We start from the raw sequence: 10,143 nt of genomic DNA, 5'->3' as shown, positions 1-10,143 counted from the left end.
CATGCCGTGGCTGATGCGCCCGCATCGCGTGCGCACGCCGTCCAGCTAGAGGCGGCCCTTGAGGATCCGGTGCCAGTACACCTGCGGCAGCGCGTAGCGGTCGAGCGCGTACCAGAGCGGGCTCGAGCGGATCTCGTCGGGCACCGGCAGGCTGCGCCGCACGCGCAGCTCCCGGTCGTACTCGCCGAACGAGAGGCTGCGCCGCGCGGTCATGATGGGCGCGACGGTGTAGCCGTCGTACCGCTGCAGCGGCTGCCCGCCCCGGGCGCGGCGGATGTTCTCGACGACGGTCGTCACCTGCTTGCGCAGCGCGCCGCCGGTGCGCGCGTCCCCGAGGTCGGCGCCGTCGCCGACCGCCCAGATGCGCGGGTGCTCGGGGTGGCGGAGCGTCTCCGGATCGACGGCCACGAAGCCGCCCGTACCCTCGGCGTCGAGCCCGGATGCCGCGATGAACGGGTGGGGCGCGTAGGGGGCGTGGAGCACGATGAGGTCGGCGTGCTCCGTGCCCGAGCCGTAGGGCCCGACGAGCGCGACCGCGTCGCCGTCGATGCTCTGGAGGCGGGTGCCGAGCCGCACGTCGACGCCGTAGTCGTCGAGGTGGCGCCGGATCTCGCGCTCGATCGCCTCCACCCGGTGGAGCCGCGCGCCCTCGTGGACGAGCACGACCTCGATGCGGTCGAGCACCCCGGCGGCGCGCCACGTGTCGCACGCGATGAACAGCGGCTTGAAGGCCGTCTCCTGACCCGAGGCAGGCTGGCCGTGCACGTGGAAGATCGCGCGGCCGCTCGTCGTCGCGGCGATCCGGGACCGCGCGCGCTCGAGCTCGCGGTCGTCCCACGTCGTGATCGCGGTGCCCTCGGCGAGCGCGCGCTCCGCGCCGGGGAGCAGCGACCAGTCGATCCGGGCGCCGGGGGCGAGCACGATGTCGGCGCCGCGCACCTCGCGGCCGTCGGCGCAGCGGACGATGCGGCGCACCGGATCGATCGCGACCGCAGCGGTGCGGTACCACTCGACGCCCTCGGGCACGAGCGAGGACTGCTCGCGGACCAGCTCATCCTGGCGCGCGCGGCCCGTGCCGACGTAGTGCTGCAGCGGCTTGTAGACGTGCCGCTCGGCGGGCTCGATCATGCCCACGTCCCTGCAGCCCTTGCGGAGCAGGTGGGCGGCCGCCGACAGGCCGCCGTTGCCGCCCCCGACCACCAGGACGTCGTGCACGCGTTCGCTCGTCATGCCGCGACGCTACTCCCCGGACCTCTGCCCGAGCACCCAGTCGGGAGCGCCCTTCGCGTCGACGATGTCGCGCAGCAGCGGCGCCATCGAGAGGCCGGGGTCGATGGCCATCGCGAGCTCGGCGCAGCGGCCGGCGGTGCGGCCCCGACCGACGAAGAAGAGCAGGAAGCCGACGATCACGAGCAGCGGCGCTCTCGCGTCGAGCGGCGTCGCCTCGGCGATCGCCGTCCACCGGCGCAGCCGCTCGTGGAGGCGGTCGGCATCGGGCGCCGGACCGCAGCCCAGGAAGCGCCCCGCCGCATCGTCGGCGGCGAGCGCGCCGTCGCGGTCGATGGCGGCGAGCGTCGCGGCGGCGGCGTCCGGGCCGTCCAAAGCCAGCTCGATCGCGATGTCGCGCAGCACCGGACGGGCGACGAGCGCGACGGCCACGGCTGCCGCCTTCGCCGGGTCGATGCCGAGCGGGCCGGGCCCGGCGTCGAGCCGCGGCGCGAGGTCCACCGCGCGCTCGAGCGCCGCGATCGCCCCCTGCGCGGCGGCCTCGACCTCGATGGCGCCGAGCGCGTCGAGCCACTGCGCGACGGCGAGCGCCGCGGGGCCGTCGGAGCCGCTCGGCGTGCCAGGGAGCGGCGGGAGCTCCGGCACGCCCGGCGCCGGGTCGTCGAGCAGGTCGAGCTCGGCGAGCGGGCCGCGCGCGCCGTCGGGCATCGCGTAGTCGCCCCACGCGTCGGGCCCGAGCGCGAGCAGCTCGAGGCAGCGGATGCCGTCGCGCGCGAGCCGCTCGGCGAGGCTCGCGAGCGGCGTCCGGAGCGGCAGCGGTGCGGTGCCGAGCGCCTCGGCGAGGCACGCGACGAGCACCACGGCGTCGGCGCCCTGCGCCCCGTTGCGGATCGCGCGCGCGATCGCGGGGACGGAGCGCCGGGCGGGGAGGTCGAGCACCATCGGCATGCCCGACCTGCCGCGGCGGAACGGCAGCGCGACGAGCGCGGGCGGCTCGGGAGCGCCGACGAGGCGCGGCAGCAGCCGGAGGAGCGATTGCGGTGTGCTGATGCGGACGGTGTCCATGGCGCGCACTCTGCGGCACCCGCGCCGCCGGCCGCTCCCCGTCGGCACCGGGCTGTGGACGACGGCGGCGCACGGTCGGTGCTGCGGCGCCGCGGTCTCCGGCCGGAGGTCAGCGCGCGCGGGTTAGCCTGAGCCCCATGATGCGCACCAGACCGCCGCTGCAGGGTTCGTTCGGAGCGGTCGCGTCGACGCACTGGCTCGCGTCGTCGAGCGGCATGGCCGTGCTCGAGCGAGGCGGCAACGCCGCCGACGCGGCGGCCGCCGCGGGCTTCGTCCTGCACGTGGTCGAGCCGCACCTCAACGGGCCGGGCGGCGACCTGCCCGCCATCGTCCGTCGCCCGGAGCAGGCGCCGCGGGTGCTCGCCGGCCAGGGCGTCACGCCGGCGTCGGCGACGATCGAGCGGATGCGCGCCGAGGGCATCGAGCACATCCCCGGCACCGGGCTGCTCGCGGCGGTCGTGCCGGGCGCGGTGCCCGCGTGGCTCGCGCTCGTGCGCGACCACGGCTCCTGGGCGCCCGCCGACGTGCTCGCGTTCGCGATCGAGCTCGCGGAGCGAGGCCACCGCGTGCTCCCCCGCGTCGTCCGCACCATCGCCGGCCGTGCCGACTTCTTCCGCGAGCACTGGGCCTCCTCCGCCGCGCTGTGGGCCGACCCCGCCCCCGCCGCGTGGGACGTCATCCGCAACCCCGCGCTCGCCGAGACCTACCGCCGCCTCGCCGACGCCGGCCGCGGCAAGGGCCGCGAGGCCGCGTGCGACGCGGCGATCGCCGCCTGGAGCGAGGGCTTCGTCGCCGAGGCGATCGACCGGCACGCGCGGCAGCCGGCGATGGACTCCACCGGCGCCGCGCACGCTGGGCTCCTCACCGGCGACGACCTCGCCGCCTGGCGACCCAGCTGGGAGGACACGGTCGCGATGCACTGGCGCGGGACGACCGTGCACAAGGTTGGCGCGTGGTCGCAGGGCCCGGCGCTGCTCGCGGCGCTCGGCATCATGGACCCGCTGCTGCCCGATCGTGCGGAGGCGCTCGACGCCGACCTCGTGCACGTCGCGGCGGAGGCGACGAAGCTCGCGCTGGCCGACCGGGACGCCTGGTTCGGCGACGGCGCCGACCTCTCGCGGCTGCTCGACGCGGACTACCTCGCGGAGCGCAGGGCGCTCATCGACGGCACGGCTTCGCTCGAGCTGCGGCCGGGCGCGCTCCGCGGGGACCCGCGCCTGGCGCGCATGCCCGAGGGCGCGCCGGCGACCCGCGCCGCCGGCACCGGCGAGCCCACCCGCGGCGACACCTGCCACATCGACGTCGTCGACCGCTGGGGCACCGTCATCTCCGCGACCCCCTCCGGGGGCTGGCTGCAGTCGAGCCCCGCGATCGCAGAGCTGGGCTTCTGCCTCGGCACGCGGGCGCAGATGCTGTGGCTCGAGCCCGGGCTGCCGACGAGCCTCTCGCCGAGCATCCGGCCGCGCACGACCCTCTCCCCCACGATGCTCGTCGACGACGACGGCGCGACCGCAGCCCTCGGGACGCCCGGCGGCGACCAGCAGGACCAGTGGCAGCTGGCGATGCTGCTGGGACTGCGCGTGCTCGGCCTCGACCCGCAGGCGGCGATCGACGCGCCCTCGTGGCACGTCACGCACCTCGTGTCGTCGTTCGAGCCGCGCACGTGGGAGCCCGGCGGCCTGCACGTCGAGTCGCGGCTGGGCGACGCGACGATCGCCGAGCTTCGCCGCCGCGGGCACGTCGTGACGGACGCCGGCCCCTGGTCGCTCGGTCGGCTCTCGTTCGCGTCGCACGAGCCCGACGGCACCATCCGGGCGGCGTCGAACGCGCGCGACGAGCAGGGCTACGCCGCGCTGCGGTGAGCCCGCGCGATCAGGCGAAGAGCGCCGAGATCTCCTCGACCGTCTCGGCCTCGAGCTCGCCGCGTCCGGCAGCCGCGTTCTGCGCGACCTGCTCGGGGCGCGTCGCGCCGGCGATGACGCTCGTCACCGCGGGCTGCGCGAGCAGCCACTGGAAGGTGGCGTCGAGCATCGTGCGGTCGGCGCGGCGGACGATCCGCTCGTACTCGGCGATGCGCGACCAGTCGGTCTCCTCGAGCAGCTGCGGCTTGAGCGCCGTGAGCCGCGCACCCTCGGGGCCGGTGCCCTGCGAGTACTTGCCCGAGAGCAGGCCGTTGGCGAGCGGGAAGTAGGGCAGGAAGCCGATCCCCACCTCGAGCACTGCGGGCAGCACCTCGCGCTCCACGCCGCGGGCGACGAGCGAGTACTCGTCCTGCGCCGAGACGAAGCCGTGCTCGCTCTCGACCTCGGCCGCCTCGCCGATCTGCTCGGCGGTGAAGTTCGAGTGGCCGTAGGCGCGGATCTTGCCCTCGGCGACGAGCTCGTCGAGCGCGCGCACCGTCTCCTCGATGCGCGTCGACTCGTCGGGCGTGTGCAGCTGGTAGAGGTCGATCCGGTCGGTCTGCAGGCGGCGCAGCGACGCCTCGACGGCGTTGCGGATGTACGTGCGCGCGCCCTTCGGACCCCACGACTCGGTGCCCTCGATCGCGAAGCCGGAGTGGCCCCACTTCGTCGCGAGCACGACCTTGTCGCGCCCGGCGCTCCCCGCCTTCGCGAGCGCGACGCCCATGAGCGTCTCGGAGGTCGTGGCGGGGTTGCCGTAGATGTCGGCGGTGTCGAAGAGCGTGATGCCGTGATCGATCGCCGCGTGGATGACGGCGTCGGTGCCCGCCTGATCCTCCGTCGCCGTGCCCCTGCGGCCGAAGTTGTTGCATCCGAGGCCGATGGGCGAGACCTCGATGCCGCTGTTCCCGAGCGTGCGCGTCATGCCTCCACCCTAGGACCCGTCGGCATCGAGGCCGCGCCGCTACGGGCGGCCGCCGGGGCCGCCCATGCCGCCGCCTGCGCCTCCGCCCTGGCCGCCCATGCCGCCGCCGGTCGCGGTGCCGAGCGTGACGGCCGTCTCGGTCCCGTCGACGACGACCGTCGCGGCGTCTCCCGTCAGCCCTGCGGCCGAGAACACCACGTTCGAGAACGCCGCCTCGGCCGCGAACGTCGCGATCGTCGCGCCTTCCGCGTCCAGGACCTCGATCGTCGAGCCGGCGTCGCCGGTCGCCTGTGCCTGCAGCCACGACTGCGTCGACGCGGCGTCCGGTGACTCCGCCATGCCCGCGGAGCCGACCGCGAGGAGCGTGCCGCCGGTGACCGTCAGTCCCCCGTTCGCGTCGAGCGCGCCGTTGCCGTCGCTCGACGGCCCCCAGACCACGACCGTGCCGCCCGAGACCTCGATCGAGCCGTTCGAGTCGAGGCCGTCCCCACCCGAGCGGAGCGTCACCTCCCCGCCGGTGATCGCGACCAGCTCGCCGGAGTCGGCCATGCCGCCGCCCATCCCGCCCGCGCTCGCGTCTGCCGTCGACGATCCGGCAGAACCGTTGATCGCGTCGTCGTCAGCAGTCACATCCACCGCGCCGCCGTCGATCTGCACGAGCGCCGACTCGAGCCCCTCGTCCGAGCCCTCGACGGTGATCGTGCCGCCCGCGATCGCGAGCGCGACGTCGGCGTGCAGGCCGTCGCCCGTGGCGTCGACCGTGACCGTGCCGCCCGCGACGAGGATGTCGCTCACGGCGTTCAGGCCGTCGTCGCCGGCCGTGGCGGTGATCGTGCCGCCCTCGATGCGGATCCACCCGCGCTCCGCCTCGTCGGCGTTGTCGCTCTGCAGCGCGTCGCCGCCGGCGGTGAGGGCGAGCGTCCCGTCCTCGACCTGGATCGAGTCCTTGCCGCGCAGCGCCTCGTCGGCGGCGGTCACGTCGATCGTCCCGCCCACGACGGCGAGGTCGTCCTCGCTCGTGATGCCGTCGCCGGATGCCTCGAGGCGCAGGGAGCCGGTGCCGGAGAGCGTCAGGTCCGCCTCCGAGAAGATGGCCGCGTTCGCCTCTGCGTCCTCGGCGTAGGTCGAGGTGTCGACGATGGAGCTCTCGCTGCCCTCGGCGAGGTGGATCGCCACGTCGTCTGCCGTCTGCACCTCGATGGCCGAGCCGGCGTCCGAGGCGATCGCGGCGCCGTCGAGCACGAGGACGACCTGGGCGTCCTCGGGAGCCGCCACGACGATGCGGCCGTCGAGCGAGCCGGAGAGCCGGTAGACGCCGGCCTCCGTGATCGTGACGATCCCGTCGGCGCTCGTCACGCCGCTCGCGGCGGTCGCCCCGGTGCCGGCGAGCGTGACGTCGATGGCGTCGTCGACGCTCCACTCGTCCTCGCGCACGACCGTGCCGTCCTCGTTCGCCGCTGCGAGCTCGTCGAGGGTCGCGCTGACGACCGACGTCGTCGTGCCGCTGGCCCCGCTCGCCCCGGCCGCGACCTGGGTCAGTCCGGCCTCGACCGCGGTGCAGCCGGCGAGCAGGATGCCGCTCGCGACGATCGCGAGGGCGGGCGCGAACCCGCGCCGCCGGAGGCGTGCGAGGCGGCCGGTGCGCATGTTGGTGGTGTCCACGGGTCTCTCCTGGTGGTGGTGGTCGGTCGTGGTCGTCATGCGGCGATGCGCTCGGCATCGGCGAAGCACCGGCGCAGCACGCCGTGCCAGCGGTTCGAGGGCAGGTCCGGGCGCAGCGCGGCGAGGCCTGTGGCGAACTTGCTGACGCGGTCGGGACGGTGCCCGGCGCGCCAGAGCAGCCGGTCGACGGGACCTGCGCCGCTCGAGGCCTTCGTCTCGACGATGACGAGGCCGGGCGTCCGCATCGTCGTGCCGTCGTCGAGCTGCCATGCGAGCTCCGTGTCGACGGTCGCACGGGTGGCGCCGTCGGGCAGCAGCAGGGTCGTGCGCCGGTAGGTCGTCTCGACCACGGGGGCGAGCGGTGGCGCTGCGAGGCCGATCGCCGCGAGGCCCTCGTCGGCGTAGGCGCGGCCGTCGTCGGTGAGCACCTCGCGGTCGTCGAGCGCGTACTCGATGCGCTCCTTCACGGTCGTGCCCCTCCCGCCGCGCGTCTTGAGCTCGAGGTAGGAGCGGCCGGCGTCCACGTAGGTGCGGGTGCGCAGCTTGAAGCGGCGCCGCCGGCCGTGCGCGGCGAGGCGGTAGGCGAGCAGGTCCGGCGAGTCGAAGTAGCAGGATGCGTACGCGAGCGAGCGCTCGCCGTCGATCTCGAGCGCCCGGGTGCCCTCGGGCAGCCGGCCGAGCACGGCGCCGGCATCGCCCGCGCGGAGCGCGTACTTGCGGTCCACGCGGGTCAGCAGCGCTGCGGCTGCCGTGAGCTCGTCGAGCGAGACCGGCTCGAGGCGGCCGAGCGCCTGCGCGACGCCGCTCACGCTGCGACCGCCTGCCGCGCGCGCGGAGCAGGGCTCCATCGCACGTCGACGAGCGTCGAGTCGTCGACGAGGTCGAGCTCGACGACGGTCGCCTGGCGGACCCGGCCTCCGGTGAGCCGCTCGAGCTCGGCGACGAGCTCGAGCTCGTCGACGACCGCGCGGTCGAGGCGCACCATCTGCTGGCGGTGCCCCGCGAGCAGCCGCGGATGGTCGACGATCGCCATCGCCACGATGACGAGCGCGATGAGGCCGATCGCGACCGGCAGGCTGCTGCCGCCGAGGCCCGCGACGAGGCCGATCGCGAGGGATGCGAAGTAGTACGCCACCTCGCGCTGCGAGATCTCTGTCGAGCGGAGCCGGATGATCGACAGCACGCCGAAGAGGCCGAGCCCGACGCCGATCGAGGCGGTGGCGCTCGCGAGCACGAGGCTGACGGCGAGCACGCCGACGTTCACGCCGACGAAGGCGACCAGCAGGTCGCGGCGGCGGTGGCGACGGAAGTAGAGGCCGAAGGCCATCATGGCGATCGCGATCGCGTCGATGCCGATCATGAGGATGTCGTTCACTGGTGCTCCAAGCGTCGTGGGTGTGGTTCGGTCGTGGGGGTCGGGTCCTGGACGGGCGCGAAGACGCCGAAGCGCTGCGCGAGGTAGGTCGCCGCGGCGAGCGCCAGGTCGATGCCGACCTTCGCCGGCAGGAGCGCCGCGCCGGCGGCGACCGCGAGCTGCAGGGCGGTCGCACCGACGGCGATCGTGCCCGCCGCGAGCAGGGCGTAGCGACGCGCCTGGGCACGGACGCAGCCGGCCGCGACGAACACCCATCGGCGGCCTGCGGCGAAGTGCACGGCGCCGCTCGCGGCCCGTGCCAGCACGGCCGCGATGCCGGCGACGCCGAGCACCGCGGACAGCGCGACGACGAGCAGCGCGTCGAGCGCGAAGCAGACGGCGCCGAGCGCGAGGAAGCGGCCGATCGGCGCGAGCAGCGGCGCGACGACGCGCGCGGAGTCGATGAGCGGACGGAAGTGCGACGACGCGTTGCCGGCCAGGTAGATGGTCGCGATCGGTACGCCGCGGAGCGGCACCCGCCGCCTCGACGCCTCGAGCAGCACGCGCTGCTCGTGGTCGAACCGATCGCCCGGCACGGCTGCGATCCACGGCAGCGCGTCGCTCGGGAGACCCCGGAGGCCGGTCTGCGCGTCGCCCACCCGGACGCCGGAGGCGAGCGCGAAGAGCGAGCGGGCGACGGTGTTGCCGACCCGGCTGCGCACCGGCACCGCCCCGGTGAAGCGGCGCTCGCCGAGGGCGATGGCACCGGGCACGATCGCGGCCTCGACGGCGGCGACGTCCTGGGGCCGGTGCTGGCCGTCGCAGTCGGCGGTGACGATGTCGGCACCCGGGTGGGCAGCGCGCACGTGCGCGATGCCGGTGCGGAGCGCCGCTCCCTTCCCCCGGTTGCGCTCGTGCACGAGGACGGTCGCGCCGCGCCGCCGCACCCTCGCGAGGACGGCGGCGGAGTCCGGGCCGCTGCCGTCGTCGACGACCACGACGTGCCGGGGCGCGAGCGCCTCCACGAGCAGCTCGAGGCGCTCGTCGGGGTCGAGCGCGCAGATCAGGACGACGGCCATCAGCCGGCCACGTACAGGATGTCGCTCGTGGCGCGCTCGCCGCCGTTCGACGGCTCGGTGACGACCTCGCCGTCGACGACCATCGTCGAGGATCCGCCGCCGTCGAGGTTGTACGCGGTGACCGCCCCGAGCCCCTGCACGTAGACGGCGAGCTCCGAGAGGGTCATGCCCGCGCTCGCGTCGCTGCGGCCGTCGACCACGACGAACGCGACGCTGCCGTCGGCGAGCACCGCGATCGCGGTGCGGGGCTGGTCGCCCTGGATCGAGTGGTTCCCGATGTTCGTGTCGACCTCGACGGCATCGATGCCTGCGACGACCTCGCCGTCCTCGACGAGCGCCGGCCCGAACGAGAGCGTCTGCCACGCGCCGTCCGCGAGCAGCTCCTCGCCCGTCGTGGCGGTCTCGTCGACGATGGCCGCCGTGCCGTCGCGGTACAGCACGAGCGCCTCGCGCGCGCCCTCGTCGCGGTACAGCACGCCGTTGCGGATGACGATGCCCGAGTCGCGGAAGCCGTAGTAGTCGCCGTTGATCGCCAGGCTCGCGCCGACGCCCTCCGCGATCACGCTCGGCAGCTCGGTGATGTTCTCGCCGAAGGCGTCGTCGGCGAACGCGCTGCGCAGCTGGGTCATGGCGTCGAGGTCGATGACGGCGGTCGTGACGACCGCCACGTCGGTGCCGCTCCCGACCGTCTCGGTCGTGACCGCGAACGCGGCCGCCTCGGTCGTCGTGGTGACCGCCGACGAGCCCTCTGCGGCGGAGGCGCTCACGACCTCGACGTGCTCGACGAGGAAGCGGTCGAGCGCCCACGCGACGCCGCCGACGACGGTCATGCACGCGACGAGGGCCGCGGCGATCGCGAGGCGGATGCGAGTGGAGAGCGGGCGGCGGACAGCGGTGCTGGGCGGTGCGGAGTGCATGCCTCCAGGTCTA

The 10,143-nt window shown here is 75.1% G+C and carries 9 protein-coding genes; 1 reads left to right on the top strand and 8 read right to left on the bottom strand.

Annotated elements, in window-relative coordinates:
• Window positions 1–45: 45 nt before the first annotated feature.
• Together EDD26_RS09300 and EDD26_RS09295 are read right to left on the bottom strand one after the other, a co-directional pair.
• Window positions 46–1,230, bottom strand: coding sequence for an NAD(P)/FAD-dependent oxidoreductase (locus EDD26_RS09300; RefSeq protein ID WP_123697463.1), 1,185 nt, complete (start codon window positions 1,228–1,230; stop codon window positions 46–48).
• Window positions 1,231–1,239: 9 nt separating this feature from the next.
• Window positions 1,240–2,292 carry a DUF4192 family protein gene (locus tag EDD26_RS09295; RefSeq protein WP_123697462.1) on the bottom strand — a complete coding sequence of 351 codons (1,053 nt, stop codon included), beginning with the start codon at window positions 2,290–2,292 and terminating at the stop codon, window positions 1,240–1,242.
• Window positions 2,293–2,429: 137 nt separating this feature from the next.
• Between EDD26_RS09295 and EDD26_RS09290 the strand changes: the two genes are divergently transcribed.
• A complete protein-coding gene (locus EDD26_RS09290) occupies window positions 2,430–4,154 on the top strand; it encodes a gamma-glutamyltransferase family protein (RefSeq protein WP_123697461.1) in 1,725 nt (574 codons plus the stop codon).
• 10 nt (window positions 4,155–4,164) lie between these two features.
• Here EDD26_RS09290 and EDD26_RS09285 read toward each other — a convergent pair whose 3' ends face one another.
• From EDD26_RS09285 to EDD26_RS09260, 6 genes are read right to left on the bottom strand one after another with little or no spacing between them, the layout of a single operon-like run.
• Window positions 4,165–5,118, bottom strand: coding sequence for an aldo/keto reductase (locus EDD26_RS09285; protein WP_123697460.1), 954 nt, complete (start codon window positions 5,116–5,118; stop codon window positions 4,165–4,167).
• Between the two features lie 39 nt (window positions 5,119–5,157).
• Window positions 5,158–6,780, bottom strand: a complete 1,623-nt coding sequence (locus tag EDD26_RS09280; RefSeq protein WP_245989833.1) for a carbohydrate-binding domain-containing protein — start codon at window positions 6,778–6,780, stop codon at window positions 5,158–5,160.
• 35 nt (window positions 6,781–6,815) lie between these two features.
• Window positions 6,816–7,589: a polyphosphate polymerase domain-containing protein gene (locus EDD26_RS09275; RefSeq protein ID WP_245989832.1), complete on the bottom strand. Its 774-nt coding sequence runs from the start codon at window positions 7,587–7,589 to the stop codon at window positions 6,816–6,818.
• Complete coding sequence (locus EDD26_RS09270) at window positions 7,586–8,155, bottom strand: DUF4956 domain-containing protein (protein WP_245989831.1); 570 nt, start codon at window positions 8,153–8,155, stop codon at window positions 7,586–7,588. Before EDD26_RS09270 ends, EDD26_RS09275 begins: the two co-directional genes overlap by 4 nt.
• Window positions 8,152–9,213 carry a glycosyltransferase gene (locus tag EDD26_RS09265; protein ID WP_123697458.1) on the bottom strand — a complete coding sequence of 354 codons (1,062 nt, stop codon included), beginning with the start codon at window positions 9,211–9,213 and terminating at the stop codon, window positions 8,152–8,154. Before EDD26_RS09265 ends, EDD26_RS09270 begins: the two co-directional genes overlap by 4 nt.
• Window positions 9,213–10,130 carry a phosphodiester glycosidase family protein gene (locus EDD26_RS09260; protein ID WP_245989830.1) on the bottom strand — a complete coding sequence of 306 codons (918 nt, stop codon included), beginning with the start codon at window positions 10,128–10,130 and terminating at the stop codon, window positions 9,213–9,215. Before EDD26_RS09260 ends, EDD26_RS09265 begins: the two co-directional genes overlap by 1 nt.
• Window positions 10,131–10,143: the final 13 nt, after the last annotated feature.

Origin of the sequence: Agrococcus jenensis (genome assembly GCF_003752465.1) — a bacterium.
Lineage (GTDB): Bacteria > Actinomycetota > Actinomycetes > Actinomycetales > Microbacteriaceae > Agrococcus > Agrococcus jenensis.
The sequence above is the reverse complement of the archived record's forward strand: the minus strand, read 5'-3'. Positions and strand labels throughout refer to the sequence as shown.